Source organism: Pseudomonas sp. BF-RE-21, from assembly GCF_019947305.1.
Taxonomy (GTDB): Bacteria; Pseudomonadota; Gammaproteobacteria; order Pseudomonadales; family Pseudomonadaceae; genus Aquipseudomonas; species Aquipseudomonas migulae.
The window spans coordinates 12,868-29,842 of record NZ_JAGYGF010000046.1 but is presented as its reverse complement, the minus strand read 5'-3'; the positions used below and the strand labels follow the sequence as shown (position 1 = coordinate 29,842).

General features: G+C 60.3%; 14 protein-coding genes and 1 pseudogene. 11 read left to right on the top strand and 4 right to left on the bottom strand.

Translation table 11 applies throughout. From position 1 onward, the window contains the following. The first annotated feature begins 283 nt into the window (after positions 1–283). From KGB25_RS23410 to KGB25_RS23380, 7 genes are all read left to right on the top strand, one after another. Positions 284–1,216 (top strand): LysR substrate-binding domain-containing protein, encoded by a 933-nt coding sequence (locus tag KGB25_RS23410; protein WP_223436878.1) that lies wholly within the window; start codon positions 284–286, stop codon positions 1,214–1,216. A gap of 235 nt (positions 1,217–1,451) precedes the next feature. Further along, positions 1,452–2,876 carry an aldehyde dehydrogenase gene (gene aldA, locus KGB25_RS23405; protein WP_223436899.1) on the top strand — a complete coding sequence of 475 codons (1,425 nt, stop codon included), beginning with the start codon at positions 1,452–1,454 and terminating at the stop codon, positions 2,874–2,876. Positions 2,877–2,960: 84 nt separating this feature from the next. Further along, a complete protein-coding gene (locus KGB25_RS23400; protein WP_008043429.1) occupies positions 2,961–4,280 on the top strand; it encodes an MFS transporter in 1,320 nt (439 codons plus the stop codon). A 1-nt stretch (position 4,281) separates the two neighbouring features. Then, positions 4,282–5,499, top strand: coding sequence for a mandelate racemase/muconate lactonizing enzyme family protein (locus KGB25_RS23395; RefSeq protein ID WP_008043434.1), 1,218 nt, complete (start codon positions 4,282–4,284; stop codon positions 5,497–5,499). 163 nt (positions 5,500–5,662) lie between these two features. Further along, a complete protein-coding gene (locus tag KGB25_RS23390) occupies positions 5,663–7,270 on the top strand; it encodes a GMC family oxidoreductase (RefSeq protein ID WP_207286502.1) in 1,608 nt (535 codons plus the stop codon). A gap of 112 nt (positions 7,271–7,382) precedes the next feature. Continuing rightward, entirely contained in the window at positions 7,383–7,790 is a 408-nt protein-coding gene (locus KGB25_RS23385) for a response regulator (protein WP_207286501.1), read from the top strand. Between the two features lie 76 nt (positions 7,791–7,866). Next, the gene (locus tag KGB25_RS23380; RefSeq protein ID WP_223436876.1) at positions 7,867–8,535 is read left to right on the top strand and encodes an HAD-IA family hydrolase; all 669 of its coding nucleotides are present in this window, start codon (positions 7,867–7,869) and stop codon (positions 8,533–8,535) included. A gap of 108 nt (positions 8,536–8,643) precedes the next feature. Here KGB25_RS23380 and KGB25_RS23375 read toward each other — a convergent pair whose 3' ends face one another. Further along, positions 8,644–9,303, bottom strand: coding sequence for a methyltransferase family protein (locus KGB25_RS23375; RefSeq protein WP_008043500.1), 660 nt, complete (start codon positions 9,301–9,303; stop codon positions 8,644–8,646). Between the two features lie 362 nt (positions 9,304–9,665). Next, the gene (locus KGB25_RS23370) at positions 9,666–10,610 is read right to left on the bottom strand and encodes a GlxA family transcriptional regulator (protein ID WP_223436874.1); all 945 of its coding nucleotides are present in this window, start codon (positions 10,608–10,610) and stop codon (positions 9,666–9,668) included. A 124-nt stretch (positions 10,611–10,734) separates the two neighbouring features. Between KGB25_RS23370 and KGB25_RS23365 the strand changes: the two genes are divergently transcribed. Then, positions 10,735–11,526: an SDR family NAD(P)-dependent oxidoreductase gene (locus KGB25_RS23365; RefSeq protein ID WP_223436872.1), complete on the top strand. Its 792-nt coding sequence runs from the start codon at positions 10,735–10,737 to the stop codon at positions 11,524–11,526. Between the two features lie 102 nt (positions 11,527–11,628). Next, complete coding sequence (locus KGB25_RS23360) at positions 11,629–12,558, top strand: pyridoxal-phosphate dependent enzyme (protein ID WP_223436870.1); 930 nt, start codon at positions 11,629–11,631, stop codon at positions 12,556–12,558. Between the two features lie 69 nt (positions 12,559–12,627). On the opposite strand, the gene KGB25_RS23355 is transcribed toward KGB25_RS23360, so the two are convergent. After that, positions 12,628–12,945 (bottom strand): DUF2388 domain-containing protein, encoded by a 318-nt coding sequence (locus KGB25_RS23355; RefSeq protein WP_008043507.1) that lies wholly within the window; start codon positions 12,943–12,945, stop codon positions 12,628–12,630. 45 nt (positions 12,946–12,990) lie between these two features. On the opposite strand from KGB25_RS23355, the gene KGB25_RS23350 reads away from it, so the two are divergent. Continuing rightward, positions 12,991–15,828 (top strand): C2H2-type zinc finger protein, encoded by a 2,838-nt coding sequence (locus KGB25_RS23350; protein ID WP_223436868.1) that lies wholly within the window; start codon positions 12,991–12,993, stop codon positions 15,826–15,828. A 40-nt stretch (positions 15,829–15,868) separates the two neighbouring features. Here the strand turns inward: KGB25_RS23350 and KGB25_RS23345 are convergent. After that, positions 15,869–16,084, bottom strand: a pseudogene (locus KGB25_RS23345) (helix-turn-helix domain-containing protein); the annotation flags it as partial. 96 nt (positions 16,085–16,180) lie between these two features. On the opposite strand from KGB25_RS23345, the gene KGB25_RS23340 reads away from it, so the two are divergent. Next, a complete protein-coding gene (locus KGB25_RS23340) occupies positions 16,181–16,969 on the top strand; it encodes an SDR family oxidoreductase (RefSeq protein ID WP_223436867.1) in 789 nt (262 codons plus the stop codon). Positions 16,970–16,975: the final 6 nt, after the last annotated feature.

The following is a 16,975-nucleotide window of genomic DNA, read 5'->3' as shown; positions in this document are numbered from 1 at the left end:
AACGTTCGATAAATGCATGTTACTGGCGCAGGGCTATGTCAGAGCTTGAAATAGACAGGCTGGACTCAACCCCTGTAGGAGTGAGCCTGCTCGCGATTGCGGTGTGCCAGTCGACATTTATGTGTCAGATAGTCCGCTATCGCGAGCAGGCTCGCTCCTACAGAAAAGCGGTTCTCGGTGCTGCTGGATTGTCCTACACAACACAAAAATGCATGTTACTGGGGAAATTTCCTACGAGGCGTGGGATGCTTGGTACCTCGTCAGCCTTCCACGAGTGCCTTTCATGAAACGCAAAATGCCTGGTCTGAATGCCCTCAAAGCCTTCGAAGTGGCCGGCAGCACCGGCAGCTTCACCCGGGCCGCCGAGTTGCTCAATGTCACCCAGAGCGCCGTCAGCCGGCAGGTGCGCCAACTCGAAGAGCAATTGGGCGAAAACCTGCTGGAGCGGCGCCATCATCACCTCGACCTGACCAGCGCCGGGCGAGTGCTGTTACGGGCGCTGCATCAATCCTTCGACAAGATCGAGCTGACGGTGCGCAGCATCCAGCAGAAAACCCATTCCAATCGCCTGCACATCAACGCGCCGCCGACCTTCACCAACCGCTGGCTGATGCCGCGTCTGGGGCGGCTGCGCGAGAAGCATCCGGAACTGGAGTTGAGCATTACCACACGCTTGCAGGACAGCCTCGCGGAAACCAGTACGCTGGATTGCGCGATTCGTTTCGGCGACGGTGAGTGGGATGGGCTGGACAGTTCGCTGCTGATCCAGGAGCGGCATATCGCGGTGTGCGCGCCGACCTTGTATGCGCGGGAGTGGAGCGAGCAGGGCATTGACCTTAATCGCCTGACCTTGCTGCACGTGCTGGCCCGGGAAGACCAGCGTTACCTGACCTGGAAACACTGGCTGGACGCCGCGCGCATCACCGGCGTCGATACCCAGGGCGGCTACGAGTTTGACCTGCTGGACCTGGCCATCCGCGCGGCCGTCGACGGTTTGGGCATCACCATCGCCGACTGGCACATGGTCGCTTCGGAACTGGCCAGTGGGCAGTTGACCCAAGTGCTGAACGTGCACGTGGAAGGGCATCAATCCTACTGGCTGGTGACCCGGCCGGAACAGACGCAGATGCCGCAATTGCAGCTGTTCAGCGAGTGGTTGCAGGAAGAAATCTGGTTGGCGCAACGACAACTCGAGCCCTCGACCGCTGCCACCTGAACACCACAACCCCCTGTAGGAGCGAGGCTTGCCCGCGAAGGCGGAGTATCAGGCAACATCAATGTTGACTGACACTCCGCCTTCGCGGGCAAGCCTCGCTCCTACAGGGGCGCGTACCGTTCACATGGGTAACCTGCATTTTTCGAATGTTGCACCGCTCAATAAATCGTTTGTTCAACCCGCTCCGGATGCCAAGACTGCAAGCACTGGATAAAAACAACGATGGGCGATGCACATGCGACTCGAGCGAAATTTTGTAAACGGTCACTTCATTGAACCTGCCAGCGAAGCGCTGATCGCGGTGTACAACCCCGCGACTGAAGTGCTTTTAGGTCATGTTTCAGCGGCCACCGCCGATGAAGCGACCCACGCGGTCGACGCTGCCGCCACGGCCCAGAAAGTCTGGGGCAAGCTCACCAGCATCGAACGCGCCGAACACCTGCGCTCGTTTGCCGATGCACTCGATGCCTGCGCCGAGAGCATTGGTAAGGCGCTGGCCGCCGAATCCGGCAAAAGTGTCGCCGACGCCAGCAACGAAGCTCGCTACGCAGCACAAATCACCCGTTATCACGCCGAATGGGCGCGCCGCATCGAAGGCGAGATCATTCCCAGCGACACCCCGAACGAAAACCTGTTCCTGCACCGCGAGCCGATTGGCGTGGTCGCGTGCCTGATCCCGTTCAACTACCCGGTCTACACCTTGCTGCGCAAAATCGCCCCGGCGCTGATTGCCGGCAACACCGTGGTGGTGCGCCCGAGCAACAACACGCCGATCTCGGCGTTCGAAATCGCCAAGGCTGTGCAACAATCCGCAATGCCGGCGGGGGTGATCAACATCCTGACCATGGATCACGCTACCGCTGCTGCCGTTTGCACGCACAAGGCCGTGGGGTTGATCACCCTGACCGGCAGCGTCAACGCCGGGCGTATCGTGCTCGACTACTGCAAGGCCAACATCGCCAAACCGTCGCTGGAGCTGGGCGGCAAGACCCCGGCGATCATCGAGGCCGACGCCGATCTGGAAAAAGCGGCCAGCGACATCATCGCGTCGAAGACCACGCACTGCGGCCAGTTGTGCACGGCGGTCGAGCGGGTCTATGTGCAGGAAAGCGTCTACGAGAAATTCCTTGGCCTGCTGAAAGAAAAAATCAGCGCCGTGGAGTTCGGCGATCGCGCCCTGGATCCCGCCTTTATGGGGCCACTGGTCAACGCCAGTTCGCAGCAAAACATCCACGCCATGGTCAAGCGCGCTGTCGCCGACGGTGCTGTACTGGAAACAGGCGGTTTTATCCCGCAAGGCAAAGGCCATTTTTACCCGCCGACCCTGCTCAGCGGTTGCCGTCAGGACATGGAAATCATCCAGGAAGAAATCTTTGGCCCGGTGCTGCCGGTGCTCAAGTACCGCGACATCGACGAAGCGCTGGCCATGGCCAACGATCACCAGTTCGGGCTGTCGTCGGTGCTGTACACCGAGAACTACCGCACCACGATGAAAGTCGCCAACGCCATCGAGGCCGGCGAGTTGTACGTCAATCGCACCCCGGCGGACCCGTATCAGGGCTTCCACGCCGGCTGGAAACGCTCGGGCCTGGGCGGCGATGACGGCAAGCACGGCATGCTCGAATTTACCCAGACCCGTCTGGTGGTCATGAAGTATTGATCCACCCGCAACACGCCTCACGCCACACCCATAAAAACAATTATTTGGGGCGCCCGGACCACCGGGCTGCCCGAGGTCTCACAGATGTCCAAGCCTGCAACCACTGTTGCCGCTGTTCAGGGTTCGAACGCGGGTTCAAAAAGCCACAGTGACAAGGGAAGTCGTTACATCCAGCTGATGCTGTTGGTGCTGGCCGCCGGGGCGATCTACCCGATCCTCTATCTGCGCCAGGTCTACCAGACCACCATGCTCGAAGTGTTCCAGATCAACCACAGCGAACTGGGTTATCTGTACTCGATGCTCGGCACGATTTTCCTCCTGAGTTACTTGCCCAGCGGATGGCTGGCCGATCGCATTGCCCCGCGTTTCCTGATCTTCTTCTCGCTGGTCGCCACCGGTGCCCTGGGCCTGTGGTATTCCACCGCGCCATCGTTGACCGGCTTGATGATCATCTTCGGTTGCTGGGGCCTGACCACCGGCCTGACGTTCTGGGCCTCGGTGCTCAAGCGCGTGAAGATGATTGCCCATCACACTGAGCAAGGCCGGTTCTTTGGCATCCTCGATGGTGGTCGCGGCCTGGTCGAAGCGTTGCTGGCGACCGTTGCGCTGGGGCTGTTTGCCTTCGCCACCGAAACCCGTGGCGAGTCCGCCGCTGAAGGTTTCAAACACGTGGTCTACCTCTACGCCTTCACCTGTATCGCCATCGGCTGTGTGTTGGTGTTGATCAAGGACCCGAAGTCGATGGAAGACACGGCGGCGGTGGAGAAGGGCAAGTACAACCTGCTCAGCGACCTGGCCACGCTGGTGAAAATCCCCGAGTTGTGGCTGGTGACGGCCATCGTGTTCTGCGGTTATCACATCTTCTGGGCCACCTACAGCTTCTCCGATTACCTGCAGGGCGGCGGCATGACGGCGGTCATGGCCGGCACCATCACCACCATCAAGCTGTGGATGCGCCCGATTGGTGGCATCGGCGGTGGCTGGCTGGGTGACAAGTTCTCGAACATTTCGGTGCTGATCGTGGCGTTGTTCTTCGCGACGTTGGCGATGGTCGGCCTGATCGTGTTCCCGGCGCTCAACAGCATGGGCCTGCTGATCGGTACGGTGATCTTCATCGGCCTGATGACCTACGCCATTCGCGGTTTGTACTGGGCGATCCTCGACACCTGCAACATTCCGCTGCGCATCACCGGCCTGGCGATTGGGATTGTCTCGGTGGTCGGTTACTTGCCCGACGCCTTCATTCCCTTGATCAACGGCTACCTCACCGAACATTTCCCCGGTGCCTTTGGTTACAAGCTGTATTTCGGCTACATCGCGTTCGTCGGCCTGCTCGGGACCCTGGCGGCCCTGACCCTGCGTGCCCGAATCAATCGTCAATCTTTGAACAAGACAGGTGCCTGAGATGAAAATCGTCGCCCTTGAAACCCACATTGTTGCCGTACCGCCACCGCACATCGGCGGCATGTACTGGCTGTTCGTCAAGCTCAAGACCGATTGCGGCATCGAAGGCGTGGGCGAGATCTACGCCGCGACCTTCGGCCCGAAAGCCATGCTGCCGATCATCGAAGACGTGTTCGAACGCTACCTGCTCAACCACGACCCGCACCACATCGAACGCTTCTTCCGCCAGGCCTATTCGAGCGGTTTCACCCAGCGTCCGGACCTGACCATGATGGGTGTGGTCAGCGGCCTGGAGATGGCCTGCTGGGACATCATCGGCAAAGCGGCGAACAAGCCGGTCTACGAATTGCTCGGCGGCAAGGTCCACGAACGCCTGCGCTCGTACACCTATTTGTACCCGGTCAACAGCAAGGGCGAGTACGACTACGACGACCCGGACCTGGCGGCCGAATGCGCCATCGAGAACATGAACAAAGGCTTCACCGCCGTGAAATTCGACCCGGCCGGGCCTTATACCGCGTACTCCGGGCACCAGATTTCCCTGGAAGTGCTGGAACGCTGCGAAACCTTCTGCCGCAAGATCCGCGAAGCGGTGGGCGACAAGTGCGATTTGCTGTTTGGCACTCACGGGCAGATGGTGCCGTCCTCGGCGATTCGCCTGGCTAAACGCCTGGAGAAATACGACCCGCTGTGGTTCGAAGAGCCAGTACCGCCGGGCCAGGAAGACGCCATGGCGCAAGTTGCGGCCAAGACCAGCATCCCGATTGCCACCGGTGAACGGTTGACCACCAAGTACGAGTTTTTCAAGTTGCTGCAGGCTGGCGGTGCATCGATTCTGCAGATGAACGTCGCCCGTTGCGGCGGTCTGCTGGAGGCGAAAAAGATCGCCAGCATGGCCGAGGCCTACTACGCGCAGATCGCGCCGCACCTCTACAACGGGCCGATTGGCGCGGCGGCGAGTTTCCAGCTGGCCACCTGTACGCCGAACTTCCTGATCCAGGAAAGCATCATGACCTGGGGCGGTTTCCATGCCGAAGTCCTGACCAAACCGCTGCAATGGGAGGACGGCTACATCATTCCGTCCACCGAGCCGGGCCTGGGTGTCGAGCTGAACATGGACGTGGTGCGTAAACATTCGCCGTACACCGGTGAGCGTCTGCACCTGCAAATGGCGCCGACCCCGGCGGACGTCAAAGACACATCGCCAGCCAGAGGCTGACAGGAGAGGCCGCAGTTCTCCTGTAGGAGCGAAGCTTGCTCGCGAAAGCGGCGGGCCAGCCAATACCAATGTTGACTGACTCGACGCCTTCGCGAGCAAGCTTCGCTCCTACAAGGGGGAGGCGCGCGGTTTTTTTGTACAACGACTTACGCGGTAACCGTGCATGACTTATGACTACATCATCGCTGGCGCTGGCGCCGCGGGCTGCATCCTCGCCAATCGGCTCTCGGCCTCGGGGAAATACTCGGTGCTGCTGCTGGAAGCGGGCGGCAAGGACAGTTCCCTGTGGTTCAAGATCCCGGTCGGCTTCGCGAAAATGTATTACAACCCGACCTTCAACTGGATGTACTACAGCCAGCCGCAAAAGCAGCTGAACAACCGCGAAATCTATGCCCCGCGCGGCAAGGTCCAGGGCGGTTCGGGTTCGATCAATGCGATGATCTACGTTCGCGGCCAAGCCCATGACTTCGACGATTGGGCGGCCAACGGTAACGAAGGCTGGGGCTTCAAGGACGTGCTGCCGTACTTCCGCAAACTGGAAAACCATCCGCTGGGCGACAGCGAATACCACGGCGGCAGCGGCCCGATCAGCATCACGCCGATGAAGGGCCAGACCCATCCGATCTGCGATGTGTTCCTCAAGGGCTGCGACGAACTCGGTTACCCACACAGCGACGACTTCAACGGACCGAAGTTCGAAGGCTCGGGCATCTACGATGTCAACACTCGCAACGGTCAGCGTTGTTCCAGCAGTTTCGCGCATTTGCACCCGGCATTGACCCGGCCGAACCTGACGGTCGAGCATTTCGCCCTGGTGGATCGTGTGGTGTTCGATAACGGCCGGGCGACCGGCATTTCCGTGACCCAACACGGCGTTGTACGCACTTTCACTGCCAACAAGGAAGTGATCCTGTGCGCCGGTGCCGTGGATACACCGAAGATCCTGCAGCTGTCCGGTGTCGCCGATCAGGCGCTGCTGGCCAGGCACAATATCCCGTTGGTCAAACACCTGCCGGCGGTGGGGCAGAACCTGCAAGACCACTTGTGCGCCAGTTACTACTACAAGGCCAACATCGAGACGCTCAACGATCAACTGAGCTCGCTGTTCGGTCAGTTCAAACTGGGCCTCAAGTACCTGTTCACCCGCAAGGGCGCACTGGCCATGAGCGTCAATCAGGCCGGCGGATTCTTCCGGGGCAATGAACAGCAGGCCAACCCGAACCTGCAGTTGTACTTCAACCCGCTGTCGTACCAGATCCCGAAAAACAACAAGGCCAGCCTCAAGCCTGAACCGTATTCGGGTTTCCTGCTGTGCTTCAATCCGTGCCGGCCGACCAGTCGCGGGCACATTGAAATCGCTTCGAAAAATCCCCGTGACGCGGCGTTGATCGACCCGAATTACCTGAGCACGCAAAAGGACATCGACGAGGTCATCCAGGGCAGCCGCCTGATGCGCAAGATCATGCAGGCGCCGGCACTCAAAAACATCACCGTGGAAGAGGTGCTGCCGGGGCCGGTCGTCGAAACCGACGAACAGATGCTGCAGTATTTCCGCGAAAACAGCGGTTCGATTTATCACCTGTGCGGTTCCTGCGCGATGGGCGCAGACGACCAGCGGTCGGTAGTGGACAAGCGGTTGAAGGTGCATGGTCTTGAGGGATTGCGCATTGTCGATGCGTCGATTTTCCCTAACGTGACGTCGGGCAATACCCATGCCGCCGTGTTGATGGTGGCGGAGAAAGGCGCCGATCTGATTTTGCAGGACGCCTGATTTCGTCGACTCCCTGTATCAAAAATGAATTTCCGCCGAGTCCGCTGCTCATACCTGTAGGCAGCGGATTTGAGCCCGCGAATTCATTCGGCAATCAGGGAGTGGCAAAGTCATGTGTCCAGTATCGACGGCGGGCGAGAACCTTCCAGGCGGGTTGATTCTTGTGGTTGAAGATGACCCGCTGATCCTGGAGTTTCTCTGCGAAGTTCTTCAGGAGGAGGGTTTCACCGTCGAACCGAAGATCAGTGCGGATGCTGCGGCGGGTTACCTGGAGCAGCACGCAGACAAGGTGGTGTTGCTGCTGACGGACATCACCATGCCCGGCAAACTCAACGGTGCCGATCTGGCCAATCAGTTCGGAGACCGCTGGCCGGGCAAGCCGATCATGATCATGTCCGGCTTCGAAACGCCGCAGACTTCCGGCGTGCGGCATGAGGTGTCGTTCATCAAGAAACCCTGGGCGCTGGGGCAGTTGCTCGATTGCGTGGAAGGTGCGTTGAAGTCGAAGACGGTTGGCTGAAACAACACGCGGCGGACAAGCCAATGCTACATTGCTCGGCAAAACTCGCCCGGCTCTTGCAAAAGGACGCTCATCCTTGTCAGCTCAACCATCGGTTTTCAACAAGCCTTATCGCGCTTTCCTGTTCGATATGGACGGCACCGTCCTCAATTCCATCGCCGCCGCCGAGCGCATCTGGACCGTCTGGGCCTTGCGCCATGGCGTGGATGTGGAGTCTTTTCTGCCGACCATTCACGGCGTCCGGGCCATTGACACCATCAACCGTCAGGCATTGCCGGGTGTCGATGCCGAGGCTGAAGCAGCGTGGATTACCCAAGCGGAAATCGATGATGTCGAGGGAATTGTCGAGGTGCGCAGGGCGGCGGATTTCCTGACGTCGCTGCCGGCCAGCCAGTGGGCCATCGTGACATCTGCGCCCAAAGCGCTCGCGCTTCGCCGGATGGCGGCGGCGGGGATTCCCGAACCTGCAGTGATGGTCACGGCGGAAGACGTCAGCGCCGGCAAACCCGATCCGGCGGGTTATCGGTTGGCGGCCAGGCGGTTAGGTGTTGAAGTGACTGATTGCCTGATTTTCGAAGATGCCACCGTCGGCATTCTCGCCGCGCAAGCCGCTGGGGCAGATTTGCTGATCATTACCTCGACTCACGACCATCCAATCGAAACGCCGCATGCGACGATGGTCGATTATGACTCGGTCACCGTCCAGGTAGACCCCGCCGGCCAAGTCCGCCTGCTTCCTTTGTAACAACACCATCCCCTGTAGGAGCCGGCTTGCTGGCGATGGTCTATCAGCCACATCGATGTCGACTGACACGCCATCGCCAGCAAGCTGGCTCCTACAAGGACCGCGGTGTTAATAGAGACCGGGAATCAACCGCCAGCTACGGCTGCAATACGCCTCATATTCACTGCCAAACTGCGCCCGCAGCAGCGCCTCTTCCGCGTGGATGCGGGCAATCAGCGGGATCACCGTCAACGCTGCCAGCAACAGGCCAACGCCCGAACGAAACGCCAGCGCCCAACCCACCGCAATCACCAACATCCCCAAATAGCTGGGGTTACGCAAACGGCGATAAATCCCCTCTGTGACGAGGCGATGCCCCGGCTGAATCGCCACCAGTCCGCTGAAGCGCTTGCCCAACACAAACACCGGCCACATGCGCAACGCACCGCCGATGATGAACACCAACGCTCCGAGCCAACGCACGCCTTCGCCGCCGAAGGTCCAGAAGTCGATCCGGTCGGTGTAGGCGGGTAGAAAACCGCTCGCTATCCCGATCACCCCGAAGGCCGGCAGCACCCAGCGATTGGCCCGGTCTTCACGTTCGCCGGAGCTGAGGTTGACCTCGGTGAACAACGCTGCGACCGTCATCAGCAGAGTCGCCAACACAACCACCACCAGCGCCCCGTGAGAGAAAAAAGCGGCCCACCCGCCGAGCCCCCAGACAGCGAGCCCGAGGTAGGCGAGGGTGCTGACAATGGCGAAAAACGCCAATCTGGCCGAGATTTTCATAGTCACCCCGCACATTCAACGAATACACCATTCATTGTAGGAGCCGGCTTGCTGGCGATGGCGTTCCCAAAATCACCGCCGGCCTCAAGGGCCAATCGCCAGCAAGCTGGCTCCTACAAATGGTGCATATGACGTAGGACACTGGGATTGCCCGGACCCTGTAGGAGCCGGCTTGCCGGCGATGGCGTTCTCAAAGTCGCCACCTGCCTCAAAGGCCAATCGCCAGCAAGCCGGCTCCTACAAATGGTGCATATAACGGAGGACACGGGGATTGTCCCGAACCCTGTAGGAGCCGGCTTGCTGGCGATGGCATTTTCAAAATCGCCACCTGCCTCAAGAGCCAATCGCCAGCAAGCTGGCTCCTACAGAACCTCGACTCGGGCGTTGCGGCGAATTACTTGCGGCGGTTGGCCGAAGGCTCTGAGGAAGGCTTCACGCATGCGCCGGCGGTCGCTAAAACCGGTTTCGGTGGCGATCTGATCGAGGGTCAACCGACCGCGTTCCAGCATCTGCCGAGCCGCTTCCAGGCGCAGGTTTTCGATGGCTTTGGCTGGCGACTGCCCGGTTTCGGCGCGAAACGCCCGGCTGAACTGGCGCGGGCTGAGGCTCGCTACGTCCGCCAGGTGTTCCACCGACAACGCTTCGGCGAGGTGTTCGCGGGCATAACCGAGCACGGTCTGGATGCGGTCGGATTTCGGCTCCAGTTCCAGCAGCGCCGAGTGCTGGGACTGGCCGCCCGCGCGCCGGTGGTACATCACCAGTTTCTGCGCCACGGCGCGGGCGAGTTCGGCACCGTGATCCTTTTCAACCATGGCCAGCGCCAGGTCGATACCGGCGGTCATCCCGGCGGACGTCCAGATCGAACCGTCAACCACGTAGATGCGATCCTCTTCCACTTTGATCGACGGAAACCGCGCCTGCAGTTCCCGTGCGTACGCCCAATGCGTGGTCGCCCGCCGTCCTTCCAGCAAACCCGCCTGGGCCAACACAAAGGCGCCGGAACAGATCGACGCCGTACGCCGTGCGGTCTTGATGCTGCCGCGCAGGTAATTCAATACCCCCTCGGGTGCCTGCTCGAGAATGGCATCGCCGCCGACCACGATCACCGTGTCGAACACCCGTTCACCAAACGCCTCGGTGCCAACGCTCAAACCACCGGAGGCGCGCAGGGTGCGGCCGTCTTCGGACACCACACTCACTGCATAAAGCGTCTCGCCAGCGCTGAAGTTGGCGTATTCGAACACTGGCATCGCCGCCAGCGCCATGGACTGGAAGCCTTCAAACACCACAAACGCTACGGAAGTCATTGCCGGCTCCTCAAAAGGATATGTCCTGAAAACGTACTTTAAACGTCATTTGAGACAAGCGTCAGTCAATTTATAACTGTTCACACCCGGCGAACACCTCGCCTCACTGTGAAGGAAACTGAACATGGCTCTCTCGTCCAAAGGCACCGCCCTGATCACGGGCGCCTCATCCGGCATCGGCGCGGTCTACGCCGACCGTCTCGCCCGTCAGGGGTATGACTTGATTCTGGTCGCCCGCAGCCAGGCCAAACTGAACACCTTGGCCAATCACCTGAGCAACGAAACCGGGCGCGCCGTGGAAGTGGTCGCCGCCGACCTGAAAAACCGGGCCGATCTGCGCCGGGTTGAAGGCATTCTGCGTAACGACGCCAGCATTACATTGCTGGTCAACAACGCCGGGGTCGGCGCCGTGATGCCGCTGCTGGGCAGCCCGGTGGATGACATGGAAGACATGATCACCCTCAACGTCACCGCGCTGATGCGCCTGGCCTACGCGGTTGTGCCAGGCTTCGTCGCCCGTGGCACCGGAACCGTGATCAACATCTCCTCGATCGTCGCAATTGCGCCGGAAATCCTCAACGGCGTGTACGGCGGGACCAAGGCATTTGTGTTGGGCCTGAGCCAATCGCTGCACCACGAATTGGCGGATAAAGGCATCCGTATTCAGGCCGTGCTGCCCGGCGCCACTGCGACTGACTTCTGGAGCGAGGCCGGCAACCCGGTGGAAAACCTGCCGCAGGAGATCGTGATGTCCGCTGAGGACATGGTCGACGCCGCGCTGGTGGGGCTTGCGAGCGGGGAAGTGGTGACCATTCCGGGCCTGCACGATGGCGAGCAGTGGGATCGTTACGAAGCCCAGCGCAAAACCTTGTCGGGCTTGTTCGGCAACTCCACGGCGGCACCGCGTTATCGTTGAAACAGCAAGCTCGGGCCAGGGTGATCTAAGCTTGGATAAGGACCGTGCAACACCGGCTGGTTGAAGAACTCGATCCGTCGGTGCGCGCCCGAGGAACCCAACATGCTTCACATCAGAACCCCCCTGATCCTGCACCCGGGTTTGTCGACCCCCACTCGGCGGATCTGGCTCAAGCTGGAAAACCTGCAACCCAGCGGCTCGTTCAAACTGCGCGGCATGGGGCTGTTGTGCAGCCAGGCAAAGGCCGAGGGCAAGCGCAAGGTGGTCTGTCCTTCCGGTGGCAACGCCGGTTTCGCCACCGCTGTCGCGGCGGCCAGCCTGGGGTTGCAAGCCTGCATCGTGGTGCCACACACCACCCCGGAAAGCACGCGCGCGAGGATTCGTAAAACCGGTGCCGAAGTGATCGTTCACGGCAAGGTCTGGGACGACGCCAATCAGCGGGCGAAGGAGCTTTCAAAAGGGGCAGACACCGAATACGTGCCGGCCTTCGATCATCCGGTATTGTGGGAAGGGCACAGCACGATGATCGATGAGATTCTCGAGGACTGCCCTCAAGTCGACACGCTGGTGACGTCGGTGGGGGGCGGTGGTTTGCTGGCAGGTATTCTTACGGGATTGATTCGGCATGGCCGTATGGATTGCCGCATCATCGCCTGCGAAACCATGGGTGCGGCGTCTTTTTCGGCCGCGATCAAGGCCGGGCATCCGGTCAGGCTTTCGCGCATCGACACCGTTGCCACCTCGCTCGGCGCGGCTCAAGTGGCCGCCTGGCCGGTGCAACACATCCTCGATTTTCCTCACCAATGCGTGGTGCTCGGCGATGACGAAGCGATCATGGGCGTGGTGCGGTATGCCAACGATTTGCGCCAGCTGGTTGAACCGGCGTGCGGTGTTTCGTTGGCAATCGGCTATCTGGACCACCCGGCAATTGCCAATGCCCATGACGTAGTGATCGTGGTGTGCGGTGGTGTCAGCATCAACGCACAACTCGTTGCCGGATGGGCGCGTTCATCCGCTGAAAGCGCAAAGTAGCCGGCAAGCGAAGCAGGGCCGTAAACGCCTGGTCAGGTGTCACAAGCCCCACCGCGAATGTTTCAGCCTTCATTGCCCGGCAGCGGCACCGTCCTGGATCAGAATCGCTCTGGCGAGGTCTTCATCGCTGGCGTTCAGTCCGGGATTGTCCTGGCGGATCTGCTGCATGACCGACTCCAGATACACCCCACGAATCGCACCGCCACTGGCCACGAAGCTGGAGGCATCATCCCGGGCGGGGATCATGAGTTTGTCGTCCTTGAACGTCGAGTACAGCGAAGCGGAAACCCCGGCCGAGGTGGCCACATCGCCCGCATCCACATCCGCGAAAGCCGAGCCGAAGGGTACGCACAACACAAGGGAAGAAATGATGATCAGACGGCGCATGACGGTGTCCTCTGAAAGCGTAATGGAAGTACCACATAATTTAGGATGCGCGGCGGCCGTCAGGAGTTCCTTGCCGCATACACAATCACTTCAATGCGCAGGTTTGGATCCGCTCGGCTGTTGGCATCGGCATGGATTGACCTGTTATTTCTGTCAGTAGTCGCCGTTCGCGTCGCATGGTATTCAACCTTTATGAATAACCTTGGCGTGGACACCCACACTCCCGATCTCGCGGTCATTGACCCGCGACGTCTGGCGGTGCGCGCGGTGGCTTATTGCCGTTCTGCGGTAGGGCAACCGGCGCAGCCGCAGATCACCCGGCAGGTGTTTGATCCGTTGGGGCGGGAAGTGGCGCGTGTGGATCCGCGATTGGGGACTGCGGGGCGTGGGCCGAACCGCACCTCTCTTCGCGGGTTGTCCGGCACTGAGTTGTTGAACGTCAGTGTCGATGCTGGCTGGACCCTGTTGCTGCACGGCCCGGCGGGTCAGATTCTGCAACGCTGGGACAGTCGCAGCACCGAGCAACGCGTCTACGATCAACGCTTGCGTCCCATCTCGGTGACCGAGCAACTTGAGGACGAAACACCACGGGTGGTCGAGCGCTTCCAATACGGCGACCCCGGCGGCAACGCTCGTAATCAATGCGGACAGTTGATCCGCCACGACGACCCGAGCACCACCCGGCACATGCCCGACTTCGATCTGCGCGGCCTGCCGCTGCTGGAAACCAGTCATTTTCTGTCATCACTGGATCCAGTGCATTGGCCGCTGGAAATCGACGCCCGCAATGCCTTGCTCGAACCCACACCCGGCTTCGACAGTCGCTGGACCTATGACGCCTTGGGCGAGGTCGCGACGCAAACCGATGCCAAGCTTAACTGCCGACGGTTCAGCCGAACCTGCGCCGGGCAATTACGCGCGGTTTCCTTGCGGCGCCAGGGCGAGGCCGAGGTGACGCTGGTCAGCGAGATCCGCTACAACGCTGGTGGGCTGGTCGAGCAGGAAACGGCGGGCAACGGCGTGATCACCCGTGCCGAGTTCAGCCCGGAAGACGCGCGCCTGCTGCACTTAAGTACCGGTCTGCCCAGTCAACCGCTGCTGCAAAACCTGCATTACACCTACGACCCGGTCGGCAATCCGGTGCGGATCGATGACCAGGCCAAAGCCACCACCCATTTCAAGAACCAGCGAGTCGACCCTGTCAGCACCTGCACCTACGACAGCCTGTACCGGTTGATTTTCGCGACCGGCCGAGAGGTCTACCGCGCCGCCAACGACCCGAACGCGCTGGTCAACTATCGCGAAGAATACGACTACGACGCCGGCGGTAACCCGCTGGAATTGCGGCATCTTGGCGCGCAGCCGTTCACTCGGCGTTGGGCCGTGGATGTGAGTAGCAACCGTCGCGTGAACCAGCACGACGGCGATCCACCGCCGGATTTCACCCGAGAGTTCGACGGCAACGGCAATCAGCTTCACCTGCTGCGCGGGCAAACGCTGCGCTGGGATGCGCGCAACCAGTTAAGTCAGGTGTCCCCGGTCACCCGCGAAGATGGTCCGGACGACCGTGAACTCTATCGCTACGGCGGCGGTGGCAAACGCCTGCGCAAAGTACGCTGCGAACTGACCTCACGCCGCACCTTGATCGCCGAGGTACGCTACCTGCCGGGTGTGGAAATTCACCGCACCGCCGACGGAGCCGAGCGGCATGTGCTGGAGATCGAAGCCGGACGCAACACGGTGCGGCTGCGGCATTGGGTCGGCTCACCGCCCACCGGGGTGGACAACGATTATTTGAGTTACAGCGTCAGCGATCACCTGGGCTCCAGCCAACTGGAGCTGGACGAAAAGGGCGCGGTGATCAGTGACGAAGGCTATCTGCCGTTTGGTGGCCGGGCGTGGTGGGTGGCACATCACGCCGCCAAGGCGTCGTATAAAACCAAGGGTTACTCGGGCAAGGAGCGTGACGCCACCGGGTTGTATTACTACGGTTATCGGTACTACGCGCCTTGGCAACACGGCTGGCTCAACCCGGACCCGGCGGGGGAGGTGGACGGGTTGAATCGGTATGGGTTTGTCGGGAATTCGCCGATGCGCTATTTCGACAGAGATGGGCGAGTAAAAGACGATGACCAATCGTTTGGTCAGACCGCGCAGCTTGAGTTTATTAAGGCCTTGGAAGGCTACCCCGATACCCTTGAAGTCTTTGCTGCGCTGGTTGGCGAGGATATGGCGTCAGATCCGGATGATTTGCCAGCCGACGAAATTCATGAACCTCCCCCATCACCACAGCCCGTCATGCCTATGCCACCTGCATCTACGCCTGTGACGGATTTGGCTCCGGTGTCGCCGATACGCGGTACCAGTCAACCAGCGCCAGTCCTGAGTCAGGCAGAACCCCAGCCCTCGACCTCTGCTGCGGGTGATGGGAGGGAGCAGGCGCACGGCAGGAATATGCGGTTTAGCTGTCCGCGTTGCGCCAAAAGATTTGCGGGTAAAAGTAATTTAGATAACCACCTGCGAACCCACACCGGTGAAAAACCGTACAGCTGCGAGTTATGCAACAAATGCTTTGCGCAAAAGGGTAGTTTGAAGGAGCACATGCGCAGACATACCGGAGTAAAGCCTTATAAGTGCCTAATTTGTGAAACAGGTTTTGCACAATCGTCTCATTTGAAGGCGCACATGCGCACTCATACCGAAGAAAAGCCTTATAAGTGCTCGACTTGTGACGCAAGTTTTGCCCGGAAAAGTGTTTTGGATATTCACATGCGCACCCATACCGGAGAAAAGCCCTACGTTTGCCCGACTTGCGGCACACGTTTTTCACATCGCAACTGTATGCTTCGCCATCAGCGGAGCATACATAGTGCTGTGATCTAGCCATATCCGAACGAAGGAAGTTTGCTCCAGACTTCCCTCATCACCGCGAAAACCGCCTCCGATACTCCCTCGGCGAACCCCCAAATTGCGCTGAAACGTAAACCGCATCCGCTCCTCATCCCCAACCCGCCCCCTGGGCAATCTGCTCAATATTGCACTCGGACTCTTCCAGCAACCGCCGGGCCGCTTCCAGCCTCAGCACTTCAACCGTGAGGTTGTCGTGGTTGAGATTCTGGGCGATCCACTCGTGATAATCCGGAACAATTGAATTGCCGAACAAACCTGATTCCCTGGGGTATCCCGACGGCGCACGGTGGTAACTTAAGGTTTTCGAACCGTCGGGAGCATCGTCATGGAATTGGGCATATCGGGTCGCTGGGCGATTGTCTGCGCCGCCAGCAAAGGCTTGGGGCTGGCCTGTGCGCGAGCCTTGGCGAAGGAGGGCGTGAACCTGGTGATCAACGCCCGTGGCGACGAAACGTTGCAAGCTGCCGCCACAGAATTACGCGGCCTGGCGCCGAGCATCGAAGTGCGCACGGTGGCCGGTGACATCAGCGAACCGGCCGTCCGCGAGCAAGTATTGGCGGCCTGCCCGCAGGTGGACATCCTGATCAATAACGCCGGAGGCCCGCCGCCGGGTGACTTCCGCGACTGGCAACGCGAAGACTGGTTGAAGGCGCTGGATGCCAACATGCTCACGCCCATCGAGCTGATCAAGGCCTGTGTCGATGGCATGGCCAAGCGTGGTTTTGGACGCGTCGTCAACATCACCTCCGGTGCAGTGAAGGCGCCGATCGATGTGTTGGGCCTGTCCAACGGCGCCCGTAGCGGCCTGACCGGTTTTATCGCCGGGCTCGCGCGGCAGTCGCGGCTGGCCGGGCACAACGTCACGATCAATAATCTGTTGCCCGGCCCGTTCGAGACCGAGCGCCTGCACAAAACCCTGAGCGCCGCCGCCGAGGCCAATGGTGCCAGCGTCGAGAGCATCAGCGCACAGCGGCGCAAAAACGTTCCGGCCCAGCGCTTTGGCCAGCCCGATGAGTTCGGCGCCTATTGCGCATTCATCTGCAGCGCCCACGCTGGTTTCCTGACAGGGCAAAATCTGTTGCTGGACGGCGGCAGTTATCCCGGCACGTTTTGATCGTTT